Annotated in this window: 24 protein-coding genes; 11 read left to right on the top strand and 13 right to left on the bottom strand. The window is 69.6% G+C overall.

Annotated features, from left to right (window positions below; genetic code table 11):
- Positions 1-2 precede the first annotated feature (2 nt).
- Together C9E82_RS10360 and C9E82_RS10355 are read right to left on the bottom strand one after the other, a co-directional pair.
- On the bottom strand, positions 3-1,430 hold the full coding sequence (locus C9E82_RS10360; protein WP_240643684.1) for an alkaline phosphatase D family protein: 1,428 nt from the start codon (positions 1,428-1,430) through the stop codon (positions 3-5).
- Between the two features lie 91 nt (positions 1,431-1,521).
- Positions 1,522-2,376, bottom strand: coding sequence for a DUF6635 family protein (locus tag C9E82_RS10355; RefSeq protein ID WP_240643683.1), 855 nt, complete (start codon positions 2,374-2,376; stop codon positions 1,522-1,524).
- 152 nt (positions 2,377-2,528) lie between these two features.
- Here C9E82_RS10355 and C9E82_RS10350 point away from each other — a divergent pair, with 152 nt between their 5' ends.
- From C9E82_RS10350 to C9E82_RS10335, 4 genes are all read left to right on the top strand, one after another.
- Positions 2,529-2,957 (top strand): MarR family winged helix-turn-helix transcriptional regulator, encoded by a 429-nt coding sequence (locus tag C9E82_RS10350; protein WP_119900745.1) that lies wholly within the window; start codon positions 2,529-2,531, stop codon positions 2,955-2,957.
- A 23-nt stretch (positions 2,958-2,980) separates the two neighbouring features.
- Positions 2,981-4,570, top strand: coding sequence for an efflux MFS transporter permease (locus tag C9E82_RS10345; RefSeq protein ID WP_244936014.1), 1,590 nt, complete (start codon positions 2,981-2,983; stop codon positions 4,568-4,570).
- Complete coding sequence (locus C9E82_RS10340; protein ID WP_119900708.1) at positions 4,567-5,613, top strand: HlyD family secretion protein; 1,047 nt, start codon at positions 4,567-4,569, stop codon at positions 5,611-5,613. Before C9E82_RS10345 ends, C9E82_RS10340 begins: the two co-directional genes overlap by 4 nt.
- Positions 5,614-5,720: 107 nt before the next feature.
- Positions 5,721-6,266 (top strand): cysteine hydrolase family protein, encoded by a 546-nt coding sequence (locus C9E82_RS10335; protein WP_119900707.1) that lies wholly within the window; start codon positions 5,721-5,723, stop codon positions 6,264-6,266.
- 30 nt (positions 6,267-6,296) lie between these two features.
- Here the strand turns inward: C9E82_RS10335 and C9E82_RS10330 are convergent, their stop codons facing one another.
- Positions 6,297-7,940, bottom strand: a complete 1,644-nt coding sequence (locus C9E82_RS10330) for an acyl-CoA synthetase (protein WP_119900706.1) — start codon at positions 7,938-7,940, stop codon at positions 6,297-6,299.
- Between the two features lie 321 nt (positions 7,941-8,261).
- On the opposite strand from C9E82_RS10330, the gene C9E82_RS10325 reads away from it, so the two are divergent.
- Entirely contained in the window at positions 8,262-9,545 is a 1,284-nt protein-coding gene (locus C9E82_RS10325; RefSeq protein ID WP_119900705.1) for a class I SAM-dependent methyltransferase, read from the top strand.
- 24 nt (positions 9,546-9,569) lie between these two features.
- Here C9E82_RS10325 and C9E82_RS10320 read toward each other — a convergent pair whose 3' ends face one another.
- Positions 9,570-10,901, bottom strand: a complete 1,332-nt coding sequence (locus C9E82_RS10320) for an MFS transporter (RefSeq protein ID WP_119900709.1) — start codon at positions 10,899-10,901, stop codon at positions 9,570-9,572.
- Between the two features lie 218 nt (positions 10,902-11,119).
- Between C9E82_RS10320 and cyoA the strand changes: the two genes are divergently transcribed.
- The 5 genes from cyoA to C9E82_RS10295 are packed head-to-tail and all read left to right on the top strand — an operon-like array spanning position 11,120 to position 16,109.
- On the top strand, positions 11,120-12,337 hold the full coding sequence (gene cyoA, locus C9E82_RS10315; protein WP_119900704.1) for a ubiquinol oxidase subunit II: 1,218 nt from the start codon (positions 11,120-11,122) through the stop codon (positions 12,335-12,337).
- Positions 12,338-12,349: 12 nt separating this feature from the next.
- Positions 12,350-14,353 carry a cytochrome o ubiquinol oxidase subunit I gene (cyoB, locus tag C9E82_RS10310; protein ID WP_119900703.1) on the top strand — a complete coding sequence of 668 codons (2,004 nt, stop codon included), beginning with the start codon at positions 12,350-12,352 and terminating at the stop codon, positions 14,351-14,353.
- Between the two features lie 3 nt (positions 14,354-14,356).
- Positions 14,357-14,977 carry a cytochrome o ubiquinol oxidase subunit III gene (cyoC, locus tag C9E82_RS10305; protein ID WP_119900702.1) on the top strand — a complete coding sequence of 207 codons (621 nt, stop codon included), beginning with the start codon at positions 14,357-14,359 and terminating at the stop codon, positions 14,975-14,977.
- Complete coding sequence (gene cyoD, locus C9E82_RS10300; RefSeq protein WP_122449259.1) at positions 14,977-15,354, top strand: cytochrome o ubiquinol oxidase subunit IV; 378 nt, start codon at positions 14,977-14,979, stop codon at positions 15,352-15,354. Before cyoC ends, cyoD begins: the two co-directional genes overlap by 1 nt.
- Positions 15,351-16,109: an SURF1 family protein gene (locus tag C9E82_RS10295; protein ID WP_122449258.1), complete on the top strand. Its 759-nt coding sequence runs from the start codon at positions 15,351-15,353 to the stop codon at positions 16,107-16,109. The genes cyoD and C9E82_RS10295 overlap by 4 nt, the downstream gene beginning before the upstream one ends.
- A gap of 9 nt (positions 16,110-16,118) precedes the next feature.
- Here C9E82_RS10295 and C9E82_RS10290 read toward each other — a convergent pair whose 3' ends face one another.
- From C9E82_RS10290 to C9E82_RS10260, 7 genes are all read right to left on the bottom strand, one after another.
- The gene (locus C9E82_RS10290; protein WP_119900765.1) at positions 16,119-16,892 is read right to left on the bottom strand and encodes an SDR family oxidoreductase; all 774 of its coding nucleotides are present in this window, start codon (positions 16,890-16,892) and stop codon (positions 16,119-16,121) included.
- Between the two features lie 11 nt (positions 16,893-16,903).
- Positions 16,904-17,539: an isochorismatase family protein gene (locus C9E82_RS10285; RefSeq protein WP_119900766.1), complete on the bottom strand. Its 636-nt coding sequence runs from the start codon at positions 17,537-17,539 to the stop codon at positions 16,904-16,906.
- Between the two features lie 24 nt (positions 17,540-17,563).
- Positions 17,564-18,769, bottom strand: a complete 1,206-nt coding sequence (locus C9E82_RS10280) for an isochorismate synthase (RefSeq protein ID WP_119900767.1) — start codon at positions 18,767-18,769, stop codon at positions 17,564-17,566.
- A 292-nt stretch (positions 18,770-19,061) separates the two neighbouring features.
- Positions 19,062-19,811, bottom strand: a complete 750-nt coding sequence (locus tag C9E82_RS10275) for a gamma-glutamylcyclotransferase (protein WP_205962229.1) — start codon at positions 19,809-19,811, stop codon at positions 19,062-19,064.
- Between the two features lie 84 nt (positions 19,812-19,895).
- Positions 19,896-20,210, bottom strand: a complete 315-nt coding sequence (locus C9E82_RS10270; RefSeq protein WP_119900768.1) for a hypothetical protein — start codon at positions 20,208-20,210, stop codon at positions 19,896-19,898.
- Entirely contained in the window at positions 20,210-22,771 is a 2,562-nt protein-coding gene (ctaD, locus tag C9E82_RS10265; protein WP_119900769.1) for a cytochrome c oxidase subunit I, read from the bottom strand. Before ctaD ends, C9E82_RS10270 begins: the two co-directional genes overlap by 1 nt.
- Positions 22,768-23,538, bottom strand: a complete 771-nt coding sequence (locus C9E82_RS10260) for a cytochrome c oxidase subunit II (protein ID WP_119900774.1) — start codon at positions 23,536-23,538, stop codon at positions 22,768-22,770. Before C9E82_RS10260 ends, ctaD begins: the two co-directional genes overlap by 4 nt.
- On the opposite strand from C9E82_RS10260, the gene C9E82_RS10255 reads away from it, so the two are divergent.
- On the top strand, positions 23,479-24,000 hold the full coding sequence (locus C9E82_RS10255) for a DUF2231 domain-containing protein (RefSeq protein ID WP_119900775.1): 522 nt from the start codon (positions 23,479-23,481) through the stop codon (positions 23,998-24,000). The genes C9E82_RS10260 and C9E82_RS10255 overlap by 60 nt on opposite strands.
- Here the strand turns inward: C9E82_RS10255 and C9E82_RS10250 are convergent.
- Both C9E82_RS10250 and C9E82_RS10245 read right to left on the bottom strand, forming a co-directional pair.
- On the bottom strand, positions 23,988-24,494 hold the full coding sequence (locus C9E82_RS10250) for a CopD family protein (protein ID WP_119900770.1): 507 nt from the start codon (positions 24,492-24,494) through the stop codon (positions 23,988-23,990). The two genes, C9E82_RS10255 and C9E82_RS10250, sit on opposite strands and share 13 nt — an antisense overlap.
- Positions 24,491-25,204 (bottom strand): cytochrome c oxidase assembly protein, encoded by a 714-nt coding sequence (locus tag C9E82_RS10245; RefSeq protein ID WP_119900771.1) that lies wholly within the window; start codon positions 25,202-25,204, stop codon positions 24,491-24,493. The genes C9E82_RS10250 and C9E82_RS10245 overlap by 4 nt, the downstream gene beginning before the upstream one ends.
- Positions 25,205-25,210: the final 6 nt, after the last annotated feature.

The following is a 25,210-nucleotide window of genomic DNA, read 5'->3' as shown; positions in this document are numbered from 1 at the left end:
GCTCAGTCGGAAATGTCCAGCGCCGGGCTGCGGCCGCTGTCTTCCAGGTGCCAGATCGCCTGCCAGCGCCCGTCCCGGCGCTCCAGCAGCAGGAAGTTCCGTTCGGCCGTATAGCGGTGCGCCTGGCCCGGCAGCGGCAGGATGCGGATCGGGTGGCCGGGCAGGGGCGCCTCGCCCAGGCCCGCCAGAAGGCCCAGGCAGCGCGCATAGGCCCTGGGCGGCGCGCGATGCGAGATGCCCGAGGCGACCAGCTGATGCACGCGCCCCTCGTCGCCGTCCATGATCGCCCGCGTGGCCAGGTGGATCTCGCCCGAGATCGCCGTGACCGGGCCGCTGGCACGCATCCGCAGCACCTCGCGCAGCATCCGGCGCCATTCGTCGCGATGGGTGCGGCTTTGCCACTGGTCGCGCAGGTCGTCCTCGTAATGCTGCATCCGCGGGATCGCCGTCATGATTGCCTCGATCACCGACAGGCGCGGCCCCAGCAGCGGCACGCTGGAGACCAGGAAGGTCTGGCCCGGCGGCGGATCGACCGCCTCGACGCCCTGCCAGCCGGCATCGCCCATGATCCGGCGGCGGTGCCGCTCTGATCGCAGGTCGGGGGCCAGCAGGGTCAGGCCGGGCAGCTGCCGGCACCAGCCCAGGCTGCGGCCCTGCGGATCGAGGAACAGCTCGGGGATGTCGGCCTCGGTCGCGCCATGCTGGAACAGCAGATAGGTCTCGCGCGCGACGCGGAACAGCGTCTGGCCCACCGCCGAGCGGGTGCGGCTGTCCTTCAGCGAGCCCCAGCCGTCGCAGATGTCGTGATCGTCCCAGACCGACAGCGTCGGCACCTCGGCCATCAGCCGGGCGCAGGGGGCCGGGGTCAGCACCGACAGGTAGCGGCGCGCGAAACGGTGGCGCAGGTGCCGGGTCAGGTCCGCCAGTTCGGCCTCGGTCGGGTTCTTGGGCACCCGGTCGGGCCAGTCCTCGCTGAGCGGATGGCCATGGGTCGCCTCGTCGGCATAGATCTGGTCGCCGCCCTGCAGCAGCAGCGCCAGCGGCTCGTGCTCGTGCTGGGCGACCAGCCGGTCCCACATCAGGTTGCGCTCGGCCGCGTCGCGGTCCAGATCGCCGTTCTCCTCGCCGTTGCAGGACACGAAGCCGATACGCAGATCGCCCTCCAGCGCGGTCCGGACCGGATGCAGGCGGCCCTCCAGCTCATAGCCGTCATCCTCGGGGCCAAGGGTGAAATCATAGCGCCACAGGACCAGCCCGTCGATTTCGGCCAGCCTGGCGGCGGCGACATCGCCCGCTTGCAGCCGCAATGCGCCGGGGGGCGGATCGTCCTGGGGACGGATCAGGATCGCGGCAAGGCGCAGCCCCTCGGGGCCGTGGCCGCGGAAATGCAGGATCGGACCTGCACGATCCGCGCTTGGGGAACTGTTCAAGGAAACCTCGCCGATGATTCTCGCCTTGCACAGATAGAACGCGCGATGGCCATATCCAGATCCGGCGGGGCGATTTTTGGGCGATGCGCGGTCAGCCGCGCAGGTAGCGCCACAGGATGACGGCGGCATCGCTCAGATCGCCCAGCCGGGCCAGCAGATGCTCGCGCTCGGGCAGGGCGCCGGTGCGGGGATCGGCGGCGTCCAGCCGCGCCAGAAGCCGCCGGATCCGGCGGCGATGGGTGCCGGTCCAGACCTGCAGCGGATCGGCCACCAGCCCCGCGAAGGTGGTCACGACCGAGGCGATCACCGCCAGCACCGCGCCGGTCAGCAGCAATTGCAGCCCGTCATGGCGCGCCGGGAAGGCGCCGTGCCACAGCCGGCCCAGCCCGCGCCCCAGCAGGAAATCATCGATGGCCCGATCCTGCGCCCGCATGTCGGCGACCGGCCCCGCCAGCGACAGCACCCCCGGCGTCGCGGCGTGAAACAGCGCCAGCCCCGCCGCCAGCACCAGCAGCGAGGTGGTGATCTCGGCCACGGCATTGCGGGTTCCGGCGTAATCGGCGACCGCCTTCGCCACGGTCTCGGCCGGCGCGGCGACCCCGGCGCCCTTGTCGTCCAGCTTGTGGATGAAGGCGCCAAGATCCGCCTCGACCTGCCGCGCCACGTCCGAGCCCAGAAAGATCCGCCGCGAGGCCAGCCAGCTGCCCGCCCGGCGCAGCCCCGCCAGCGACAGCAGCCCCGCGACCAGCCGCGTCAGCAGGAACAGCGGCGACAGCGCGACATTCAGCGGCGCGCGCAGCAGGTCCGGCCCCAGGGCGCGGCGATGCAGGCTCAGCGTTCCGCGCAGGCCATAGCGGGCGGCGACGAAACGGCGGATCTCGTCGCGCCGCATCGCCTCGCGCGGGTTGCGCGGCGGCGTGACGGCGGGTGCGGGGATCTGCGGCATCGGCCCTTCGCCTTGACGGTGCTGCGGCTCAATCTAGGCGCTTTCCCTGCCGGGACAACCGTCCCCGGCGTGACGACGGCCGGGTCTTGACGTTTCGCGCGGGATTGCTTAGCTAGCTAATGAAATTTGTTAGCAAGCTAAGGAATAACCCCATGCCCCGCGATCAGGGCACGATCGACGCCTTGCTGGACGCGATGCGCGTCCTGCGCCGCCATTACGACGACCGCGCGCGCGGCATGGGGCTGACCATGTCGCGCGCGCGGGTGATCTCGGCCCTTTCCCGGATCGAGGGCGCCTCTCAGGCAGAACTCGCCACTGAACTGGACATTGAGGCGCCGACGCTGAAACGGCTGCTGGACGGGCTGGAGGCCGACGGCTTCGTCACCCGCCGCCCGATGGAGGGCGACGCCCGCAAGAACGCGCTGTTCCTGACCCCGCGCGGGCGCGACAGCGGGATCATCGCCTTCGGGCGCCAGCTGCGTTCCGACGTGGTTGAGGGGATCGAGGCCGAGGATCTGCGGCGGACCCGCGACACGCTGCGGCGGATCGCCGGCAACATCGCGAGGCTGTCGGGAAAATGAGCGCGCCCGCCGAAGCCCCTGCCATGCCCCCACCCCCGCCGCCGCTGCCCGTGCCGCAGGCGCTGGCCTATATGTCGGCGGCGGTGGTGCTGGGCCTGTCGCAGGGGCTGGGGCAGGGTTTCGTTTCGGCGAATATCCCGCAATTCGCGGGCGATCTGGGCATCACCACGACCGAGGCCAGCTGGCTGATGGCCGCCTACATGATCCCCCGCGCCGCGCTGCCGCTGATGCTGATCAAGATCCGCACCCAGTTCGGCCTGCGCCGCTTTGCCGAGATCGGGATCGTCGCCTATGTCGCGGTGGCCTTCGCCTCGGTCTGGGTCAGCGACCTGCGCTCGGCGGTGGTGGTGCAGTTCCTGTCGGGCGCGGCCTCGGCGCCGCTGTCGACGCTGGCCTTCATGTACATGCTGGAGCCGCTGTCGCAGGACGGCAAGATGCGGCTGGGCCTGCCCGCGGCGATGACGGCGCTGATGACCGGACCCATGCTGGCCCGCGTCGTCTCTCCGGCGCTGATCGGGGACGGCGGGCTGACATGGCTGCACCTGGTGTCGCTGGGGCTGGCGATGGTATCGCTGGCGCTGGTCTTCCTGCTGCCGCTGCGGCCGGTGCCGCATCAGAAGGTCATCCAGCCGCTGGATTTCGCCAGTTTCGCGCTGATCGCCTTCGGCTTTGCCGGGCTGACCATCGGCTTCGTCATGGGGCCGATCCATTTCTGGAGCGACGCGCCCTGGATCGGCTGGCTGATGGCGGGGGCGGCGGCCGCGCTGGCCGGCGCGGTGATGATCGAGCTGAACCGCAAGGCGCCGATCCTGGACATCCGCTGGCTGGTCAGCCCCGCCATGCTGCACCTGACCGGCGCCCTGCTGCTGTTCCGGCTGATCCTGTCGGAACAGAGCACCGGCGCCCCGCGCATGTTCGCGGCGCTTGGCGTGGCGCCCTCGCAGATGGTGACGCTGTTTACCATCATCGTCATGGCCAGCGTCCTTGGCGGCTTGGCCTGCATCGCCTGGATGAAGCCGGGACGCGAGCCCTGGCTGCACCTTGCCGCGCTGATCCTGATCGCGGCGGGCGCGCTGATGGACAGCCAGGCGACGCCGGACACGCGCCCCCATCAGATGGTGCTGAGCCAGGCGATGATCGGCTTCGCGGGGATGCTGTTCCTGCCGCCCGCCATGATGGCGGGGCTGATCTCGGCGCTGCGCCGGGGGCCGCAATACATCCTGTCCTTCGTGATCGTCTTCATCTCGACCCAGAGCATCGGCGGCGTGCTGGGGGCGGGCCTGTTCACCACGCTGATAAACGACCGGCAGGCCGCGCATTACCAGATGCTGGCCGAGCAGCTGACCGCGACCAGCGCCACCACCTCGGCCGCGATCGCGGCGCGGATGGCGGGGCTGGCGGCCGGGATCGCCGATCCCGCGGCGCTGAAGGCCGAAGGCCTTGCCCGCATCGCGCAGGAGGCCGCGACCCAGTCATGGGTCATGGCCTATAACGACGCCTATTTCCTGACCTTCCTCGTCGCCGCGCTGGCCGCCTGCGCATTGCTGATCCATGTCCTGCGCGACTGGCTGGCGGTGCGCGGCGGGGCGGCGCAAACGGATATCCGACCATGACCAGACAGAACCTTCTTCCCACCATCATCGCCGCCGTAATCGGCATCGCGGGCGTGCTGCTGCTGCTTTTCGCCTGGCATTTGCCGCCCTTCGCGCCTTCCCAGCCCACGACCGAGAACGCCTATATCCGCGGCAATGTCACCACCATCGCGCCGCAGCTGTCGGGCCATGTCAGTGCCGTCGAGGTCGCGGATTTCCAGAGCGTCCGCGAGGGCCAGGTGATCGCCCGCCTCGACGACCGGATCTTCCGCCAGAGACTGGCGCAGGCCGAGGCCGGGCTGGCCGGCGCCCGCGCCGCGCTGGAGGTGGCGCAGCAGGATGTCGTCTCGGCCGAGGCCGGGGCGCGCGCCGACGAGGCGGCGCTGAGAGCCGCGCGATCCGCGCTTGCGACCGCCCGCGCCAGCCGCGACCGGGCGGCGCAGCTGCGCGACCGGGGCGTCGCCTCGCAAAGCGCCGCCGATCAGTCCGAAACCGCGCTGCAGCAGGCGCAGGCCGCCGTCACCCAGGCGCAGTCCCGGCTGGATGTGCAGCGCGAGACCATCAATTCCGCCCGCGTGGCCCTGTCCGCCCGCAAGGCCGAGATCGCCGGTGCCGAGGCCGCCGTCCAGCTGGCCCGGATCGACCTGGACAATACCGCGATCCGCGCCCCCGCCGACGGGCGGCTGGGCCAGATCTCGGTCCGGGTCGGGCAATATGTCGCGGCGGGCACAGGGCTGGTTTCCCATGTCGGCAGCGATGTCTGGATCATCGCGAATTTCAAGGAAACCGGGCTGCACGGGCTGCGCGAAGGCGAAAGGGTGCGTTTCACCGTCGATGCGCTGCAGGGCCGCGCCTTCACCGGCCGGGTCCAGTCCTTCTCGCCCGCCACGGCCTCGGAATACAGCCTGCTGGCGGGCAACAACGCGACCGGCAACTTCACCAAGATCGCGCAGCGCCTGCCGGTGCGGATCTCGATCGATCCTGGGCAGGAGATGGCGCAGTACCTAGCCCCCGGCCTGTCGGTGGTGGTCGAGGTCGATACCGGCGACGCCCCGGCCGGATAGCCTTTCGCGCGGCCCCGCCCGCCTGTGCCGATTTTGTCAGTTGGCAAGCGGCCTGCCCCTGGGGCAGGAAGGAACGGGGGCTTCGTCATCGAAAGGGAGAAGGGCGCATGAGCAAACGCGCGACCATCGTGGTCGATCTGCAACGAGACTATCTGGGCACGGGAAGGATGCCGCTGAGCGGCATCGACGCGGCGGTGGCCAATGCCGCCCGCGTCATCGAGGCCAGCCGCAACCGGGGCGAGCCGGTCGTCCATGTCCGCCATGAATTCACCGGCCCCGACGCGCCGTTCTTCGCCGCCGGGTCCGAGGGGGCCGAGATCATCCCCGACGTCGCGCCGCTGCAGGGCGAGGCGATCGTCACCAAGCATTTCCCCAATTCCTTCCGGGAAAGCGCGCTGAAACAGGTGCTGGAGGAAGCCGGCGTCGGCCAGGTGGTGATCGTCGGCGCGATGAGCCACATGTGCATCGACGCCACCGCCCGCGCGGCCGCCGACCTGGGTTATGAGGTGACGGTCGTCCATGACGCCTGCGCGACCTGCGATCTGGAATTCGGCGATACCAGGGTGCCCGCCGAGCAGGCCCATGCGACGCTGATGTCGGCCCTGGCCTTCGCCTATGCGAAGGTCGTGCCGACCCATGACCATATCGGCTGAACGAAGGGGGCGGCGCCCGCCGCCGCCCTCTCAGGCCTTCTCGCCCAGCTCGCGGGCGCGGTCGCGCAACAGGAATTTCTGCACCTTGCCGGTCGAGGTCTTGGGCAGGTCGGTGAAGACCACGGTCTTCGGCACCTTGAAGCGGGCCATGTTGGCGCGGCAGAAGGCGATCACCTCCTCCTCGGACAGCGCCTCGCCGGGTTTGGGCGTGACGAAGGCGCAGGGCGTCTCGCCCCAGGTCTCGTCCGGGCGGGCGACGACGGCGGCCTCCATGATCGCGGGATGGCGATACAGCACGTCCTCGACCTCGACCGAGGAGATGTTCTCGCCGCCCGAGATGATGATGTCCTTCGAGCGGTCCTTGATCTCGACATAGCCGTCGGGATGCATCACCGCCAGGTCGCCCGAGGCGAACCAGCCGCCGCGGAACGCCCTTTCGGTTGCGCTGGGGTTCTTCACATAGCCCTTCATCACCACGTTGCCGCGCATGAAGATCTCGCCGATGGTCCGGCCGTCCGGGGGCACCGGCTGCATCGTGTCGGGATCGGCGACCATCAGCCCCTCCAGCGCCAGGTAGCGCACGCCCTGCCGCGCCTTCAGCCGGGCGCGTTCCTCGCCCGCGATGCCTTCCCATTTCGGCTGCCAGGCGCTGACGACCGAGGGGCCGTAGGTCTCGGTCAGGCCGTAGACCTGCGTGACCTCGACGCCCATCGCCTCCATCCTGGCGATGACGGCGGCGGGGGGCGGCGCCCCGGCGGTCATCACCTTCACCTCGTGGCTGAAATCCTTAAGCTCGTCAGGGGCATGGACCAGCATGTTCAGAACGATCGGAGCGCCGCAGAAATGCGTCACCTTCTCGTCCCGGATCAGCTGGAAGATCGGCTCGGCCCGGACCGCGCGCAGGCAGACGCACAGCCCGGCATTGGCCGCGATGGTCCAGGGAAAGCACCAGCCGTTGCAGTGGAACATCGGCAGCGTCCACAGATAGCGCGCGTGCTGGCCCATGTCCCAGGTCAGGATGTTGGTCAGCGCGTTCAGCGCCGCGCCGCGATGGTGATAGACGACGCCCTTCGGATCGCCCGTCGTGCCCGAGGTATAGTTCAGGCTGATCGCGTCCCATTCGCTGTCGGGCAGGGACCAGGCGAAATCCGGGTCGCCCTCGGCCAGCAATTCGTCATAGGTGGCGCGGCCGATGCGGCGGGCGTCCTGGAAGCCGGGATCCTGGATGTCGACGACCAGCAGGTCGGGCCGGTGGGCGATGCGCACGGCGCGCTCGGCCAGCTCGGCGAATTCGGGATCGACGAACAGCACGCCCGCCTCGGCATGGTTGAGGATGAAGGCGATCGTCTCGGCGTCCAGCCGCGTGTTGATCGTGTTCAGCACCGCCTGCGTCATCGGCACGGCGAAATGCAGCTCGAACATCTCGGGGATGTTGGCGGCGATGACCGAGACCGTGTCGCCGCGCCCGACCCCGCGCCGCGCCAGCGCCGAGGCCATCGCCCGCGTGCGCCGATAGGTTTCGGCCCAGTCGCGGCGGACATCGCCGTAGACCACGGCGGGCAGGTCGGGATAGACCTCGGCCGTGCGGGCGATGAAGGACAGCGGCGAAAGCTGCACGAAATTCGCCGGATTGGGATCCAGCCCGAAATCATAGATGCTTTTCCGCTCGGCCATGCGATCTGTCCTCCTTGTGCGGCGCTGGTCCGCCCTTGCCTGCGCAACAGACATCGCGGCCCCGGCCGCGTCAATCACCCAGTTCGCCACGGGCGACCGGCGCGCCCGCCCGATGATGAGCGTATCCGTGCCGATGCGGCCAAAATGCATCATCTGCAAACCCGATCGGCGGGCGGACGGGTTGCCTTTGCCGATCCAAGCCCTTCATCATGAGGCACTGGTTCCGATTGCATCGACGAATTGCCGCGCCGGCAGCAGCCATGCATGACCTGTCGCAGCCGCAATTCGCGTCACGTCCAACTTGCAAGCATGAGGTGTTTCATGTCGGCTGTTGACCAGATCATCGCATCCAAGCTGGGGCGGCTGCCCGCGCCGCTGCGGGTGCGGCTGCCCTCGGGCAAGGTGCTGGGCGCCGCGCAGGCGCCGGCCGAGATCGAATTCCGCGAGACCGCCGCGCTTGGCACGCTGGCGCGGGGCGACCTGGGCGCCTTGGCCGCCGAGATCGTGCATGGCCGGGTCGAGATCCGCGGCGGGATGCGCGACCTGATGCGGGTCGTGGCGGCGCTGGTGCCCGATGACGGGCAGGCGATCCGGCCCCGGCCCTGGCAGCGCCTGTGGTGGAGCATCGGCTCGATCCTGCATCACAGCCGCAGCAAGGATGCCGAGCAGATCCGCTTCCACTATGACATCTCGGACGATTTCTATGCCATCTGGCTGGACCCGCTGCGGGTCTATTCCTGCGCCTATTTCCGCGATCCCGACATGGACCTGGCCCAGGCGCAGCTGGCCAAGCTGGACCATATTTGCCGCAAGCTGGACCTGCGGCCGGGCGAGCGTTTCGTGGATATCGGCGCGGGCTGGGGCGGGCTTCTGTTCCACGCGGCCGAACATTACGGGGTCGATGCGATCGGCATCACCCTGTCGCGCAACCAGTTCGACCACGTCTCGCGCATGATCGACCGCAAGGGCCTGTCGGGGCGGGTCCGTATCCAGCTTTGCGACTATCGCGACCTGCGGCCCGATCAGCCCTTCGACAAGCTGGCCTCGGTCGGCATGTTCGAGCATGTGGGCCGCGCCAACCTGCCGGCCTATTTCCGCACCCTGCTTGATCTGCTGCGTCCGGGCGGGTTGGCGCTGAACCACGGCATCACCCTGACCGGGCTGGACGAGGCCATCGTCGGCGGGGGCTTGGGCGATTTCATCGAGAAGTTCATCTTCCCCGGCGGCGAGCTGGTCCATGTCAGCCACGCGATCCGGCTGCTGTCGCAGGCCGGGATGGAGATGGTCGATACCGAGAACCTGCGCCCGCATTATGCGCGCACGCTCTGGGCCTGGTCGGACGGGCTGGAGGCGCATCTGGCCGAGGCCGAGGAGGTCCTGCGCCGCGGCAGCGACCGCGAGCGCGCCGCCCGGACCCTGCGCGCCTTCCGCCTGTATCTGGCCGGTTGCGCCCTGGCCTTCGAGGAGAACTGGACCTCGCTCTATCAGATCCTGATGACCCGGCCGGACGCTCCCGACGCGCCCTCGGGCATGGCCGGCGCCCATGCCGACTATCCCTTCACGCGCGACCACATCTATGCCCCGCGCGATGCGGGGACGGATTGACGGGGGGCGAAACGAGGGACCGGCTCAGGCGCCGGTCCTGAAGTCCAGCCGCCCCGCCAGCCAGATCGCCACGACCGAGCAGACCGCCCCCGACAGCAGGTAGAGCCCGGCGGCCGGCAGGCCCAGCCATGTCGACAGCACCAGCGCCGTCAGGGGCGCAAAGCCGGCGCCGAACATCCAGGACAGATCCGACACGATGGCCGAGCCGGTATAGCGGTTGCGCGGCTCGAACAGCGAGCCGACCGCGCCCGAGGACTGGCCGAAGCTGAGCCCCAGGATGGTGAACCCGCTGAGCATGTAGACGATCTCGCCGCCATGGCCCGCCGACAGCAGCAAGGGCGCCAGGATCGCGAATCCGCCGATCATCAGCGCCGTCCAGAACAGCAGCCGCTGTCGGCCGAAACGGTCGGCCAGCCAGCCCGAGGCCAGCACGGCCAGGATGCCGAAACAGGCGGCCACGGCCTCGATCACCAGGAAGCGCAGCATCGTCTCGTCGGTATAGAGGAAGATCCAGGACAGCGGATAGACCGTCACCATGTGGAACATCGCGAAGGTCGCCAGCGGCACGAAGATGCCCAGCAGGATGGTCCGGCCGTCCTGCCGCAGGGTCGTGCGGATGCGGGTCGGCTGCAATTCGCGGGATTCGTAGAGCTGGGCGAATTCGTCGGTGGCGACGATCCGCAGCCGCGCGAAAAGCGCGACCACGTTGACCGCGAAGGCCACGAAGAAGGGATAGCGCCAGCCCCAGGACAGGAAATCCTCGGCCGTCAGGCTGGCGATCAGATAGGCGAAGAGCAGGCTGGCGACGATCAGCCCGATCGGCGCGCCCAGCTGCGGCACCATCGCATAGCGCCCGCGCCGCCCGGCCGGCGCGTTCAGCGCCAGAAGCGCGGGCATCCCGTCCCAGGCCCCGCCAAGCGCCAGGCCCTGGCCGATGCGCAACACCGCCAGGATGACCGCGGCCCAGATGCCCGCCGTCTCGTGGCTGGGGACCAGGCCCATGGCGACGGTGGCGGTGCCCATCAGGAACAGCGCCGTGGTCAGCTTGGCCACCCGGCCGTGGCGGCGGTCGATGTTCATGAAGATGAGGCTGCCGATCGGGCGGGCGACGAAGGCCAGCGCCAGCAGCGCGAAGGAACAGAGCGTCCCGGTCAGCGGGTCCAGGAAGGGAAAGATCCGCTGCGGGAAGACGATCACCGAGGCGATGGCGAAGACGAAGAAGTCGAAGAACTCGGATGTCCGCCCGATGATGACCCCCACGGCGATGTCCGAGGGGGAAACGCTGTGGCTGGCGTCGTTGCCGGATTTCGCGGAACCGCGGCCCGCACCCGGCGCGGAGATGGAATGGCCTGACATGAAAGCGACCCCGATCTGGTCCAGAACCGTGCCGAAAGCCCGCTGGACGGGGCGCATCGGCGGCGTCCTGATGTCCTGACCCGAGAGGCGCGGACAGGGCATATGACAAAACGACGCATATTCCCCGGCGGCCCGGCGGATTAACGAATCCCCTACTTGCCGGGGTGTCCTGTCGGCTTCGCGATTGGCGCCCATGGAACAGGAACGCGGATAAATCAATGAAACACATGGCAAAACCGGGGCGACTCGGGTGGCTTTCAGTTCTTGTCCTGCTTGCCGGGTGCAAGGCCGAGGTGCTGGCCCCCGCAGGGGACGTCGCCGCCCAGCAGCGCGACCTGCTGGTGATCTCGACCCTGCTGATGCTGGTCATCATCGTTCCGGTGATGGCGATGACCGCCTTTTTCGCGTGGAAATACAGGGCGAAGAACCACCAGGCGCGCTACATGCCCGACTGGGACCATTCGACCAAGCTGGAACTGCTGATCTGGTCCGCGCCGCTGTTGATCGTCGTCTCGCTTGGCGCGCTGACCTGGGTGGGCACGCATCTGCTGGACCCCTACCGGCCGCTGAGCCGGGTCGCGCCGGGGCAGGAAGTGACCGAGGATCACGAGGTTTTGAGGGTCGAGGTCGTCGCGCTGGACTGGAAATGGCTGTTCATCTATCCGCAGCAGGGCGTCGCCTCGGTCAATGAGCTGACCCTGCCGGTGGACCGCCCGGTCGAGTTCCGGCTGACCTCCTCCTCGGTGATGAATGCCTTCTACATCCCGGCCATGGCGGGGATGATCTATGCCATGCCGGGGATGGAGACGACGCTGCACGGCGTCATGAACCAGCCGGGCGGCTACAAGGGCATCGCCTCGCATTATTCGGGGGCGGGCTTTTCGGGGATGCATTTCGCGGCCCATGCCACCGACGATGCGGGCTTCGACGACTGGGTCCAGACCCTGCGCGCCGGCGGCGAGATGCTGGACCGCGCCCGCTATCTGGAGCTTGAGGCGCCCAGCCAGAACGTCGCCCCGATGGGCTTCGCGCAGGTCGATCCGCACCTGTTCCCGCGCATCGTCAACATGTGCGTCGAGGAGGGCAAGATGTGCATGGCCGAGATGATGGCCGTGGATGCCGAGGGCGGCGCCGGGCTGGCGGGCACCATGAACATGGCCGCGCTGACCTATGACAAGTTCAAGCGCCGCGGCACCCGCGCCCCGGTCCTGGGATGGGAGCCGTTCCAGGTCCTGTCCTTCTGCACGCCCGAGGATTCCGCGCTGATGTTCGGCAATGCCTCGGTCGAGGCGCGCAGCCTTGCGGATCCCGCCCCCCTGCGCGGCCGCGGCATGGAGCCGCCCGCCGGCCTGTTCGGCAGGGCCGCGACAAGCGAAATCACCCTCGCCAACCCGATGGCCGCCAAGGCCCGCGGCGGCGACGGGCACAATCTCTGATCGGACGAGGACATGGCAACAGCTTCGAACGAAACGACCTTTCTTCTGGGACGCCTGAACTGGGACGCCATCCCGCATGACCCGATCGTCTGGGCGACCTTCGTGGTCGTGGCGCTTGGCGGGATCGGGCTGCTGGCGGCGCTGACCCGCTATCGGCTGTGGGGCTGGCTGTGGCGGGAATGGTTCACGAGCGTCGATCACAAGAAGATCGGCATCATGTACATCATCCTGGCGCTGGTCATGCTGGTGCGCGGATTCGCCGACGCGGTGATGATGCGGCTGCAGCAGGTCTGGGCCTTCGGCGGCTCCGAGGGCTATCTGAACAGCCATCACTACGACCAGATCTTCACGGCCCATGGCGTCATCATGATCTTCTTCGTGGCGATGCCCTTCGTCACCGGGCTGATGAACTATGTCGTGCCCCTGCAGATCGGCGCCCGCGACGTGTCCTTCCCGTTCCTGAACAACTTCTCGTTCTGGATGACGGCGGGCGGGGCGGTGATCGTCATGGTCTCGCTGTTCGTGGGAGAGTTCGCGCAGACCGGCTGGCTGGCCTTCCCGCCGCTGTCGGGCATCGGCTACAGCCCCTGGGTCGGGGTGGACTATTACATCTGGGGGCTGCAGGTCGCGGGCGTGGGGACGACGCTGTCGGGGATCAACCTGGTGGTGACCATCGTCAAGATGCGCGCGCCGGGCATGACCATGATGCGGATGCCGGTCTTCACCTGGACCTCGCTCTGCACCAACATCCTGATCGTCGCCTCCTTCCCGGTGCTGACCGCGACGCTGGTCCTGCTGACGCTGGACCGCTATGTCGGCACGAATTTCTTCACCAACGACCTTGGCGGCAATCCGATGATGTATATCAACCTCATCTGGATCTGGGGCCATCCCGAGGTCTATATCCTGATCCTGCCGCTGTTCGGGGTGTTTTCCGAAGTCACCTCGACCTTCTCGGGCAAGCGGCTGTTCGGCTATTCCTCGATGGTCTATGCGACGGTCTGCATCACCATCCTGTCCTATCTGGTCTGGCTGCATCATTTCTTCACCATGGGCTCGGGCGCCTCGGTGAACTCGTTCTTCGGGATCACGACGATGATCATCTCGATCCCGACGGGGGCGAAGCTCTTCAACTGGCTGTTCACCATGTATGGCGGCCGCATCCGGTTCGAGCTGCCGATGATGTGGACCGTGGCCTTCATGCTGACCTTCACCGTCGGCGGCATGACCGGCGTGCTGCTGGCGGTGCCGCCTGCCGATTTCGTGCTGCACAACTCGCTGTTCCTGGTCGCGCATTTCCATAACGTCATCATCGGCGGCGTGCTGTTCGGCTGCTTTGCCGCGATCAATTTCTGGTGGCCCAAGGCGTTCGGCTACAAGCTGGACGTGTTCTGGGGCAAGGTCTCGTTCTGGTTCTGGGTCGTCGGCTTCTGGTTCGCCTTCATGCCGCTTTACGTGCTGGGCCTGATGGGCGTGACGCGGCGGCTGCGGGTCTTCGACGATCCCGACCTGCGGATCTGGTTCGCCATCGCCGCGCTTGGCGCGGTGCTGATCGCCATCGGCATCGCCGCGATGTTCGTGCAGTTCGCCGTCTCGATCCGCAAACGCCAGCTGAACCGCGACGTGACCGGCGATCCCTGGGACGGGCGCACGCTGGAATGGGCGACCTCCTCGCCGCCGCCGGATTACAACTTCGCCTTTTCGCCGGTCGTCCACGGGCTGGACGCCTGGTGGGAGATGAAGAAGGCCGGCGCCACCCGGCCCGATGCCGCGGGCTTCCTGCCGATCCACATGCCGCGGAACACCGGCGCCGGGGTGGTCCTGGCTGCCCTGTCGACGATCTGCGGCCTGGCGCTGGTCTGGTACATCTGGTGGCTGGCGGCGCTCGGCTTCCTGGCCATTCTCGCCGTCTCGATCGCCCATAGCTTCAACTACAACCGCGACTATCACATCCCCGCCGAGCAGGTCCGCGCGGTCGAGGATGCCCGCAGTCGCGCATTGGCGCAGGGGGCCTGAGCCATGAGCATGACCGCAACCGCCGTTCCGCCCGGAAAGTTCTGGGACACCGAGCCGCATCACCATGAAGAGGGCGCCTCGACCAGCCTGGGCTTCTGGATCTACCTGATGAGCGACTGCCTGATGTTCGCCGTCCTCTTCGCCGTCTATGGCGTCCTGGGCGCGAACTATGCGGCGGGGCCGGGGCCCAAGGACCTGTTCGACCTGAACCTGATCGCGCTGAACACGGCGATGCTGCTGTTCTCCTCGATCACCTTCGGCTTCGCGATGCTGGCTATGGGCCGGGGCGACCAGCGCGGCACGCTGCGCTGGCTGGCGGTGACGCTGTTCTTCGGCCTGTGCTTCCTGGCCATCGAGATCTACGAGTTCCGCCACCTGATCCATCTGGGCGCCGGGCCGCACCGTTCGGGCTTCCTGTCGGCCTTCTTCGCGCTGGTCGGCACCCATGGGCTGCATGTCGCCTTCGGCTCGATCTGGCTGGTGACGCTGATGGTGCAGATCACCCAGAAGGGGCTGATCGCGGCCAACCGGCGGCGCATGGCCTGCCTGTCGATGTTCTGGCATTTCCTCGACGTCATCTGGATCGGCGTCTTCACCTTCGTCTATCTGCTGGGGATGATCTGATGTCCGCCGAACACGCGCATCCGCATGACGACCATTCGGACCAGGACCACGGCAGCCATGCCTCCTATCTCAAGGGCTTCGTGCTGTCGGTGATCCTGACCGCGATCCCCTTCGGCCTGGTCATGGCCGGCGGGTTCGAGAACCGCACCCTGACCGCGCTGCTGGTGATGGGCTTCGCCATCGCCCAGATCCTGGTCCACATGGTCTTCTTCTTGCACATGAACGGCCGGCAAGAGCAGGGCTGGACGCTGTTGTCCACCATCTTCACGGTCATCGTCGTGGTCATCATGCTGGCCGGCTCGCTGTGGGTCATGTATCACCTGAACACCAACATGATGCCGCAGATGAACCACGACCTGCAGGGCTTCGGATCGTGACCGGCGGCGCGGGCGGGACGGGGGCGGGGCGTTCCCCTTCCCCTTCCGCTTTCGCGCGCGCGGCGGCCGGGCTGGCGGTGCTGGCGGTTCTTGCCGGCTTCGTGGGGCTGGGCCTCTGGCAGGTCCAGCGGCTGGCCTGGAAGACCGACCTGATCGCGCGGGTCGAGGCGCGGCTGCAGGCCGAACCGCAGCCCGCGCCGGGACCCGCCGAATGGCCGGGGCTGGATCGCGACCGCGACGAATACCGCCGCGTCACGCTGTCGGGGCGCTATCTGCCGGGCGGCGATACGCTGGTACAGGCGGTCACGGATCGCGGCGCGGGCTTCTGGGTGATGACGCCGTTTCAGGCCGAGGACGGCTGGCGCGCCCTGGTCAATCGCGGCTTCGTGCCCTTGGATCGCCGCGATCCCGCCGACTGGCCGCCGCCGCGGGGGGCCGCGACGGTCCAGGGGCTTCTGCGTCTCAGCCAGCCGGAGGGCGCCTTCCTGCGCCGCAACGACCCCGAGGCCGGGCGCTGGTATTCGCGCGACACCGCCGCCATCGCTGCCGCGCAGGACCTGGGGCCGGTCGCGCCCTGGTTCCTGGACGCGGCGGCGGGGCCCGATCCGCAGGCATTGCCCGTCGGCGGGCTGACGGTGGTCCATTTCCGCAACAGCCACCTGGGCTATGCGCTGACATGGTTCGCGCTGGCGGTGCTCTGGCTGGTCGCGGTCGCCGCCTTCCTGCGCCAGCGCCGCCGTCACGCCGGGGGATAGCGGCGCGGCTCAGGCGCGCAGGGTCGCGCCGCCATCGACATAGATGTCGGCCATGGTGACATGGCCGGCCTGTTCCGACAGCAGATACATGACCGAGGCGGCGATATCCTCGGGACTGGCCAGCTTGCCAAGCGGGATGCCGGTGCGGAAGCTGGGCCCGTCGCCGGCGATGACCCGCGCCGCGCCGTTCCCGTCCTGCCACATGCCGGTCTGCATCGGCGTCAGGGTCGAGCCGGGGGCGACGATGTTGCAGCGGATGCCGTGCTGGGCCAGCTCCAGCCCCAGGCAGCGGGTCAGCATCGTCGCCGCCGCCTTCGAGGCCGCGTAGACGCCCATGTTCATGCGCGGAATCCCCGCCGCGTTCGAGCCGACCACGACGATCGCGCCGCCCTTGCCATGCCGCCGCATCGCCCGGCCGAAGGCGGTCGCGACGTTGAAGACCCCGCCCGCGTTGATGCCCATGACGCGATCCCATTCCTCGGCCGGGCTGTCCAGCAGCGGCAGGGTCGAGACGATCCCGGCCGCATGGACGCCCAGCATCAGCGGGCCGAACCGCGCCTCGGCCTCGGCGACCAGCGCATCGGACGCGCCGTCGCGCACGTCCAGCGGGCGCCAGACCAGGTTCTCGGCATCCGCGACGCCGGCCTGCTCCAGCGCCTCGGGCATGTCGGTCGCGACGACGCGGGCGCCGGCCGCGTGCAGCGCGGCGACGATGGCCTGCCCGATCCCGCCCGCGGCGCCCGTCACGATGGCCAGGCGGTCTTGAAAGCCTGTCAGATTCATACCGTTACCCCTTATTTTCGAATGATCTTCAGCGCTTGCTCGGTCGTCGCGACGACACCGCAGCAGCCGGCGATCCATTCCATCGCCATGTCATGTTTCGCGCGGCTGAAATCGGCCTGGGCATCGGCGATGGCGAAGGGCTGGATGTCGCGCTGGAAGGCCTCGGCGGCGGTGGCGAGACAGCCGATATGGGCATAGATCCCGGTCACGATCAGCTGGTCGCGGCCGCGCGCGCGCATCAGGTGATCCAGGTTCGAGCGCTGGAAGGCGCTGTAGCGATGCTTCACCAGCACATGATCGCCCGGCGCCGGGGCCAGTTCGGGCAGGATCTCCTCGTGCTCGGGCAGGGCGCTCATCCCCGGTCCCCACAGGTCGGCCTGCAGGCCCCGGTCGGGGCGGAACTGGTCGCCGCGCTGCGCGGTATAGAAGACCGGCATCCCCGCCGCCCGCGCCGCCGCGATCAGCCGCGCGATATTGCGGGTGGCCGGGGCCAGCGGCGCAGAGCCGTCCGGGAAGGCGGCGCAGAAATAGCGCTGCATGTCATGGACCAGCAGCGCCGCGCGGTCGCCTTGCAGCTGCCAGGGCGCGCGCGAGGGCGGCAGGGGCGCTTCGGGCAGCGCATAGGCGGGGATCTTCGGCAGGGCCATCGGTGTCACCTTCGTCTGTCGTCGTTATCCGGGCATGTCCACGCCGGCCATTCCGGCATCCCGCGGCAAACCCAGCGCGGCCAGCAGGGCGCCGAACTTGGCGCCGGTCTCGGCCGCCTCGGCCATCGGGGCCGAGCCGGGCACGATCCCCGCCCCGGCATGCAGCCGCGCGAAGGCGCCGCGGATCTCGGCGCAGCGGATCGCCACGAACCAGGCGCCGTCGCCGCGCGCGTCGCACCAGCCCGCCGCCCCGGCATAGAAGCCGCGCGGGACCGGCTCCAGCGCCCTGATCAGCGCCGCCGCGCGGGCGACCGGCAGGCCGCAGACCGCCGGCGTCGGATGCAGCCCTGCGGCCAGCAGCACCGCGGGGATGGTGTCGTCGTTGAGTTGCCCCTCGATCCGCGTGCCCAGGTGCCACATGCCGCGGGTATGGGTCAGCCTGGTGCCCTCGGGGCAGGTCAGATCGCGGCAGAAGGGCGCCAGCAAGTCGAGGATGTATTCCACCACCAGCCGATGTTCGCGCCGGTCCTTGTCCGAGCGCGACAGCGCCTCGGCGGCGGCGCGGTCCTGGGCCGGATCGGGGCTGCGCCGGGCCGAGCCCGCCAGCGGGTGCGAGGCGATCCGGTCGCCCGACTTGCGCAGCAGCAGCTCGGGCGTGGCGCCGACCAGCGCATGATCGGGACCGCCGGGCAGGCGGGTGCGGAAGGTGGTGACGCTGCGGTCCCGGGCCAGCCGCGAAAGGATGGCGGGCAGGGGCAGGGGGCTTTCGGCCTCGATGGCCAGGCTGCGCGACAGCACGATCTTGGCCAGCGCGTCCGGGCCGCCGGCCTCCTCGCCCATGATCCGCAGCGCGCGGGCCACGGCATCGGCGAAATCCGTCGCCGGGGGTTCGGGGCGCAGCGCGCGGATGGCGGGCAGCGCGGGTTCCGCCTCCGGTCCTGCGCCGCCCGCGCGCGCCGGCGCGAAGGACAGCGAGACCGCCTGCCACAGGCAGTCATGATCCTGCTTGTCGAAGGGCAGCGCGCCGCCGATCACCGCGCCCTGCCGGGCGGCCTCGTTGCCCATCGCGCGGGCCAGCCGGTCCTCCAGCGTGGCGGCGGGGCCGCGCTCGATGGCCCGCGCCGGGCCGTGGCCGGCGATCGCCCCGCCGGGGCCGTCGAAGGAAAACAGGCAATCCGCGGCATCGGGCTGCGCGCCATGCTGGCCATTGTCATCCGGGCGAATGTTCATCCGCAGTCCTTCCGATAGGGGCGCGGCGAAAGGCCGCACGCGAACAGGGGAAAGGGCTGGCGAAGGCTGGCCGGGAAAGTGGAACGTCCTTGCAGAATGCCGCGCGGGAAACCCCGCGCCTTGCTGAATGCATCGTCCTCACATCATTCGCAAATTGCCGGCGATCCGGCGGCGAAGCATCTGGGCTGCCGCCGCGTCGGGGCCGCCCAGGGCGTCCGATACGCCCAACGGCGGGCACGCGCAAGCCGTCCGGCGCGAAACCACCGCCTGCATCCGGCGCCGCGCGGAACCGTCAGCCGCCCGCGGCCATGCAGGAGGGGCGGTGCAACGCGCGGATCTCCTGCGCGACCAGGTCCTGAAGGCGCCACAGGTTGCGATCGTGGATGCCGAATTCGCGCAGATGCTGGACGGTGTTGAACAGGTATTCCGCGCAGGACCCCGCCGGGCCGCAGGCGCGGGCCAGCACATGGGCCACCTGATCCAGCGGCATCCGGCTGGCGATGCGATCCCCTTTCGGGCCGGCCCAGAAGACCAGCGCGCGGGCATGGCCCGTCTCGGTCCGGACCGGGATCCAGCGCAGCATGCCTATATTCTGGTGAAAGCGGATTTCCCGGAAAAGCACGCGGCGGATCTGCGCCAGGCGATCCCGGTCGGGCAGGCGATAGATCACGCCGTCGCAGCGCCCGCCGCGCTCCAGCGCCATCATCAGCCCGTATTGCCGGGGCGAGCCGCGCCAGCGGTTCATCTTCAGGCAGAACGAGCGGTGCCAGCCGAAGGCGCTGGCGCGGCGATGGTCGGTGGCGTCGAAATCCGGCTTCCAGATCAGCGACCCATAGGCGAACAGCCACAGCGGCCCGTCCCCGCATTCGGCCTCGACGCGGCGGGACAGCTCGTCCAGTTCCGCTTCGGTCAGCGGGGTCCAGCCGGGTTCGGGGCCCAGGTCGGGCTCGGGCCGCAGGGTCAGGGCGACCAGCTCGGGCGTCAGCGACATCTGCCGCTGGCCGCGCCGTCCCTCTGCCGCCATGGCGGGTTCTGTCGTCATATCGGTTTACGGTCCTTGGGGCGGGGCCGAGGATAGCAGACCCGTCGCGGGCTTCCACCCCTCTCTGGCCGGTTCTTGGGCCGGTCAACCCGCCGCGCAGCTGGATGTCGCGACCAGCGGAAACAGGGTCACGAGGCTGGAGGTGAAGCCGATCCAGTTGCCCGCCCGGACCAGCGCGGCGCCGCGCCTACCCGTCCCATGATTGCCGAGGATCAGCGCAAGATGCCCCGCCAGCCCGGCCAGCCACAGAAGCCGCATCGCCAGCGGATGCAGCGGCCCAAGCGGCGTCGGCCGGGCCTGCCAGCCCCATTCGCAGCCCAGCCCGTGCAGCGCATAGACGGCCGAGAACAGCACCGCCCACAGGACCGGCCCGGCCAGCATCCGCGCAAGTCCGCCCATCAGCCGGCCTCCTGCAGCAGGACCAGCCCGACCGACAGCACCGATGTCGCCAGCCAGAAGTCCTGGAACAGCCGCCAGGCGGGAATCGCGCCGCGCCGCCCCGTGCCCAGCCGGCCCTGCCGCGCATCCGCCAGGCTGCGCAGCGCCAGCATCAGCGCGACGATGCCGTGAAAGCCCGCCAGCCCCAGCGTCACCGCCCGCAGCGCGTCGCGGGCATGGCGCGCCGGATCGTCCAGCAGCGCGGCCAGCCCGGCCAGGCAGGCCAGCGCCAGCACCGCCGCCAGCAGGCCGCTCAGCGCCAGGCGGGCGGCGGCGGGGCGGTCGCGGCGCGCCTCGGCCCGGCGCGCGGCCAGCGATCCGGCCGCCATGGACAGCAGCGCCAGGCCCGCCAGCAGCGCCGCGCCCAGGCCCAGCCCGCTGTCCGGCGCCGGCCACATCGGCGCCACCACGCCCAGAAAGCCGACCCCGAACAGCAGCGAGACATAGAGCGCGCCATCGGCGACCAGCAGCGCGACCGTTCCCTGCCAGGCAAGCGTCGGGCGGACCTGCCAATGCAGCGGCAGTTCCAGACCGGGCGCGACCCGGACCGGGGGATGGGCGCGGTCGGTGCCCATCAGGTGCCCCCATTGCCAGCCCGTCCACAGCACCGCCGCCATCGACAGCGGCGTCAGCCAGTAGAGCCCGGCCAGCATCAGCGCGAAGAAGCTGCCCACCGCCAGCGCCGTGGCCAGCGGCAGCAGCGTGTTGCCGGGCAGCACCGCGACATGTTCCGGCCGGCCCGAGCCGGGCTCGACCACCAGGATCTCGCGCTGGCCGCGGGGCGCGCCGGGCAGCAGCCCCTCGCCCCCGGCCAGCGACAGCAGCGCATCGGCATGGTCGCGCCCCGGCCCCGGCAGCGAGGCGAAGTTGTAGGAGGGCGCGGGCAGGGCCATCGCCCAGTCCAGCGTCGGCGCCCCCCAGGGGTTGCGGTGGCTGCGCCGGCCGAACAGGTATTGCAGCACCAGGTCGAAGGCGAACAGCGCGAAGCCCGCCGCCATGACCATGCCGAAGCCCGAGGAGACCAGGTTCAGCCATTCCCATTCCGGGTTACCGGGATAGCGGTCGATCCGGCGCGGCATTCCCAGAAGCCCGGTCAGGTGCATCAGCAGGAAGGTGCCGTGGAAGCCGATCAGGATCAGCCAGAACGCCGCCTCTCCCAGCGCGCGGACCCGCCAGCGCCCGCAGATCACCGGCATCCAGTAGCTGACCGCCGCCATCATCGGAAAGACGAAGCCGCCGATCAGGACGTAATGCAGATGCGCGGTGACGAAGGCCGTGTCATGGGCCTGCCAGTTGAAGGGCACGATGGCCAGCATCACCCCGGTCAGCCCGCCCATCACGAAGGTCGCGAAGAAGCCCATGACATGCAGCATCGGCAGGCGCAGCTCGACCCGGCCCGCCCACATGGTGCCGATCCAGGCGAAGACCTGCACCGCCGTCGGCACCGCCACCAGCACCGAGGCGGCCGAGAAGAAGGCCAACGCCATATGCGGGATGCCGACGGTGAACATGTGATGCACCCACAGCCCGAAGGACAAAAAGACCAGCCCCAGGACCGCCGCGACGATGGCGCCATAGCCCAGGATCCGCGTGCGCGCGAAGACCGGGATGATGGTCGACAGCACCCCCGCGGCGGGCAGGAAGATGATATAGACCTCGGGATGGCCGAACAGCCAGAACAGGTGCTGCCACAGCAGCGGATCGCCGCCGCGCAGCACGTCGAAGAAGGGCCAGCCGAAGGCGCGCTCGATCTCCAGCAGGACCGAGCCGAGGATCAGCGGCGGAAAGCCCACCAGCATCATCGCCGCGGTGCCCAGCATGTACCAGCCCATCAGCGGCATCCTCGTCAGCGGCATCCCGGCGGCGCGGCAGCGCAGGATGGTGACGACAATCTCGACCGCCGCCGCGATGGCCGAGATTTCCACGAAGGTGACGCCCAAGAGCCAGACATCGGCATTGATCCCCGGCGTATGGGTCTTGCCCGACAGCGGCACATACATGAACCAGCCGCCATCCGGCGCCACGCCCGCCAGCAGCGACAGCACGATGATCGCCCCGCCCAGCAGATAGCACCAGTAGCCGAAGGCCGACAGGCGCGGGAAGGCCATGTCCCGGCTGCCCAGGATCTTCGGCAGCAGCCACAGCGCCAGCCCCTCCAGCATGGGGATGGCGAACAGGAACATCATGATGCTGCCATGCATCGTGAAGATCTGGTTATAGAGCGCGGTGTCCAGGAAGGCGCCGCCGCGCGTGGCCAGCTGCGCCCGGATCATCATCGCCAGCAGCCCGCCGATGGCGAAGAACACGAAGGAGGTCGCCATGAAGCGCAGCCCCAGCGTGCTGTGATTGACCGAGGCGAAGAAGCCCCGCCAGCCCGGCAGGTCGGACCAGACGCGGTCCAGCTCCCGATGCAGCGGCAGGGCTCTGCGCGGCGGGTTCGGCGCGATCTGCAGCGCGTCCTCGGTAATCGGCTCGGCCGGCGCGCGGGCAGGGCCGCGATCGGGATGGGCGGTGTCGGTCATGACCCCTCTCCGGTGGCGGCGGGCGGCGGGGCCGAGGCGAAATCGGGCGGCGGGCCGTCCGGGTCGTAGACCACCACCTCGAAGCGCATGGCGGCATGGCCCAGCCCGCAGAATTCGGCGCAAAGCCCCTCGTGGCGGCCCGGCGCGTCGGCCTGCAGGCGGTGGATGTTCTCGTGCCCCGGAATGGCGTCCATCTTGCCGCCCAGCTGCGGCACCCAGAAGCTGTGGATCACGTCGGCCGAGCGCAGCACGATGTCGAAGGGCGCGCCGGCCGGGACATAGAGGATGCCTTCGGTCGTCACGCTTTCGCCGCCGGGGCCGGGCTGGGTGAAGCGCCAGCCCCATTGCCGCGCCTCGGCCTCGACGCGCAGCGCGTCGTCGGCGCGCGAGATCATCCGCTCGCCCGTCCACAGCCCGAAGCCCAGCAGCAGCGCCAGCACCGTCATGGTGAAGCCCAGCCCCCAGTGGATCGTCCAGCGTCGCTCGGAGGTGCCCCCCGCGCCGCGCCGCAGGGCCAGCGCGACCAGCACCAGCACCAGGGCGGTGATCAGCGCCGCCCCGATCAGCATCGCCCACCACAGCAGCGCGATCTCGCGCGCGGCGGGGCCGGCGGGGGAAAGCGCGCTCAGCGGGCCGTCGCAACCGGCCAGAAGCGGAACCGAAAGCAGGGCAAGCGGCTTCCCCCAGGACAGCAGGGGGAAATGCGGATGCGACAGAAGCGGACTTGGGCGCAGCGGCGCCGGCTGGCCGACCCGATCGAGGAACATGCCGCCTTCGACGACACCGAATCGAAGATCGCCATCGCCGGGCACCCGCTGCACGCGATGATGGTGGCCTTCCCGATCGCGCTGGCCTTCCTGACGCTTGGCGCGGATGCGATGTACTGGTGGTCGGCCGAAGCCTTCTGGCCGCGCGTGGCGCTGTGGACGGCGGGGATCGGCTTCGCCATGGGCGTGCTGGCCGGGATCACCGGCACGGTCGAGCTGCTGATCGTGCCCGGCATCCGCATCCGCGCGCCCAGCTGGACGCATTTCATCCTGGCGGTGACGCTGCTGTCGGTGCTGGGGCTGAACTGGGGCTTTCGCCTGCCCGACCCGCAGGGGGCGGTGCTGCCCTTCGGCGTCATGATCTCGGCGCTGGGGGCGGGCATGACCGCCGTGACCGGCTGGCACGGCGGCAAGCTGGTCTTCGACTATCGGATCGGGACGCAGCGGGATCATGGCAGCTGACCCCTTGGCGTCAGCATGAAGCCGGGCAGATGGTCGCGCAGCCAGCCCAGGTCCGGTTTCGCAAGAACCAGCCACAGAACCGCGATCATGCAGGACATTCCCGCGGCCAGCGCCAATGCCGGCCAGGGCATCCGATAGCCGCGGTGGCCGGGACGGGCCGGGGGGCGGAGGTGGCGCTTCTCGCCGGATTGCTCGATCAGGTGGCCGATCCAGGCATGGGTCAGGGCCATGCCGCTGACGAAGGCCAGCTTGGCGGCGAACCACAGGTCGAACACCCCGGCCGCGAAAATCAGCGCGGTGCCGGCGGCGACGGCGATCACGGCGGCGGGCGTGGCGAAGCCCACATAGCCGTAATGGGTCAGCAGCCGGAACTCGGAATAGCGCACCTGCCGCCGCGCATGGCCATAGGCGATCAGCATCAGCGGCAGGGCGATCAGCCCCGCGCACCAGCACAGCATCGCGGCGACATGGACCGCATTCAGCGCGGCGATCATGCCGCGAGGCCCCGCTGCCACCCGCGCCGCAGCAGCGCGAGCCCCAGCGCCGCCATCGGCAGGAAGCCCGGCACCCACAGGATCAGCCCGGCCAGCCGCTGGTCGTCCAGCGCGCCGATGCCCCAGTCTGCGGCCCCGCCCAGGTGCTGCAGGTAAAGCGGCTGGGGCGCGAAGGTCAGCACCGCCCCCAGAAGCCCCATGACCCCGGCCAGCGCGGCGACCAGCAGCGCGTGGCCAAGGGTTGCGGCCGCGTCGGCCGGGCGCGTCAGCACCGCCGACCAGAAGGCCCAGGCGGGCAGCAGCAGCGCCGCCTGCATCGCCCAGTAGACCGCGTCATGGCGCCAGGCCGCGTCGTAGAGGCCGGGCAGGTGCCAGCCCAGCATGGCCAGCGCCAGCGCGGCGGCGGACAGGCTGGCGGGCAGGCGCCGCGCGATGGGCAGGGCCAGCGCCAGGGCCGGCGCCGCCACGCCCGCCAGCAGCAGGTGATGCGCGGCGCGGGCGGAAAACAGCGACACGGTCAGCGCGCAGAGCGGCGACACGAAGGCCACCACCAGCGCGGCCAGCGCCAGCGTCGAGGCCGGGCCGCGCCGCGCGTGCAGCAGCGCACCCCCGGCCAGCGCCAGCCCGGCCAGAAGCACCGGATCGCCGTTCCAGCTGCTCCACAGCTGGTCCGGCGCGGCGCCCGGTCCGCAATAGGGCTGGGTCGTCATCGCCTC

Source organism: Paracoccus sigandri (assembly GCF_003709565.1).
GTDB classification, from domain to species: domain Bacteria; phylum Pseudomonadota; class Alphaproteobacteria; order Rhodobacterales; family Rhodobacteraceae; genus Paracoccus; species Paracoccus siganidrum.
The sequence above is the reverse complement of the archived record's forward strand: the minus strand, read 5'-3'. Positions and strand labels throughout refer to the sequence as shown.

Excerpts from the sequence above, each read along its gene's own strand:
- C9E82_RS10250 (WP_119900770.1), bottom strand. The coding sequence starts at position 24,494 with ATGATCGCCGCGCTGAATGCGGTCCATGTCGCCGCGATGCTGTGCTGG.
- cyoA (WP_119900704.1), top strand. The coding sequence starts at position 11,120 with ATGAAACACATGGCAAAACCGGGGCGACTCGGGTGGCTTTCAGTTCTT.
- C9E82_RS10275 (WP_205962229.1), bottom strand. The coding sequence starts at position 19,811 with ATGACGACAGAACCCGCCATGGCGGCAGAGGGACGGCGCGGCCAGCGG.
- C9E82_RS10285 (WP_119900766.1), bottom strand. The coding sequence starts at position 17,539 with ATGGCCCTGCCGAAGATCCCCGCCTATGCGCTGCCCGAAGCGCCCCTG.
- C9E82_RS10280 (WP_119900767.1), bottom strand. The coding sequence starts at position 18,769 with ATGAACATTCGCCCGGATGACAATGGCCAGCATGGCGCGCAGCCCGAT.
- cyoB (WP_119900703.1), top strand. The coding sequence starts at position 12,350 with ATGGCAACAGCTTCGAACGAAACGACCTTTCTTCTGGGACGCCTGAAC.
- C9E82_RS10290 (WP_119900765.1), bottom strand. The coding sequence starts at position 16,892 with ATGAATCTGACAGGCTTTCAAGACCGCCTGGCCATCGTGACGGGCGCC.
- C9E82_RS10245 (WP_119900771.1), bottom strand. The coding sequence starts at position 25,204 with ATGACGACCCAGCCCTATTGCGGACCGGGCGCCGCGCCGGACCAGCTG.
- C9E82_RS10335 (WP_119900707.1), top strand. The coding sequence starts at position 5,721 with ATGAGCAAACGCGCGACCATCGTGGTCGATCTGCAACGAGACTATCTG.
- C9E82_RS10320 (WP_119900709.1), bottom strand. The coding sequence starts at position 10,901 with ATGTCAGGCCATTCCATCTCCGCGCCGGGTGCGGGCCGCGGTTCCGCG.
- C9E82_RS10325 (WP_119900705.1), top strand. The coding sequence starts at position 8,262 with ATGTCGGCTGTTGACCAGATCATCGCATCCAAGCTGGGGCGGCTGCCC.
- cyoD (WP_122449259.1), top strand. The coding sequence starts at position 14,977 with ATGTCCGCCGAACACGCGCATCCGCATGACGACCATTCGGACCAGGAC.
- C9E82_RS10330 (WP_119900706.1), bottom strand. The coding sequence starts at position 7,940 with ATGGCCGAGCGGAAAAGCATCTATGATTTCGGGCTGGATCCCAATCCG.
- C9E82_RS10260 (WP_119900774.1), bottom strand. The coding sequence starts at position 23,538 with ATGTTCCTCGATCGGGTCGGCCAGCCGGCGCCGCTGCGCCCAAGTCCG.
- C9E82_RS10255 (WP_119900775.1), top strand. The coding sequence starts at position 23,479 with ATGCGACAGAAGCGGACTTGGGCGCAGCGGCGCCGGCTGGCCGACCCG.
- C9E82_RS10355 (WP_240643683.1), bottom strand. The coding sequence starts at position 2,376 with ATGCCGCAGATCCCCGCACCCGCCGTCACGCCGCCGCGCAACCCGCGC.
- C9E82_RS10350 (WP_119900745.1), top strand. The coding sequence starts at position 2,529 with ATGCCCCGCGATCAGGGCACGATCGACGCCTTGCTGGACGCGATGCGC.
- C9E82_RS10270 (WP_119900768.1), bottom strand. The coding sequence starts at position 20,210 with ATGGGCGGACTTGCGCGGATGCTGGCCGGGCCGGTCCTGTGGGCGGTG.
- cyoC (WP_119900702.1), top strand. The coding sequence starts at position 14,357 with ATGAGCATGACCGCAACCGCCGTTCCGCCCGGAAAGTTCTGGGACACC.
- C9E82_RS10345 (WP_244936014.1), top strand. The coding sequence starts at position 2,981 with ATGCCCCCACCCCCGCCGCCGCTGCCCGTGCCGCAGGCGCTGGCCTAT.
- ctaD (WP_119900769.1), bottom strand. The coding sequence starts at position 22,771 with ATGACCGACACCGCCCATCCCGATCGCGGCCCTGCCCGCGCGCCGGCC.
- C9E82_RS10340 (WP_119900708.1), top strand. The coding sequence starts at position 4,567 with ATGACCAGACAGAACCTTCTTCCCACCATCATCGCCGCCGTAATCGGC.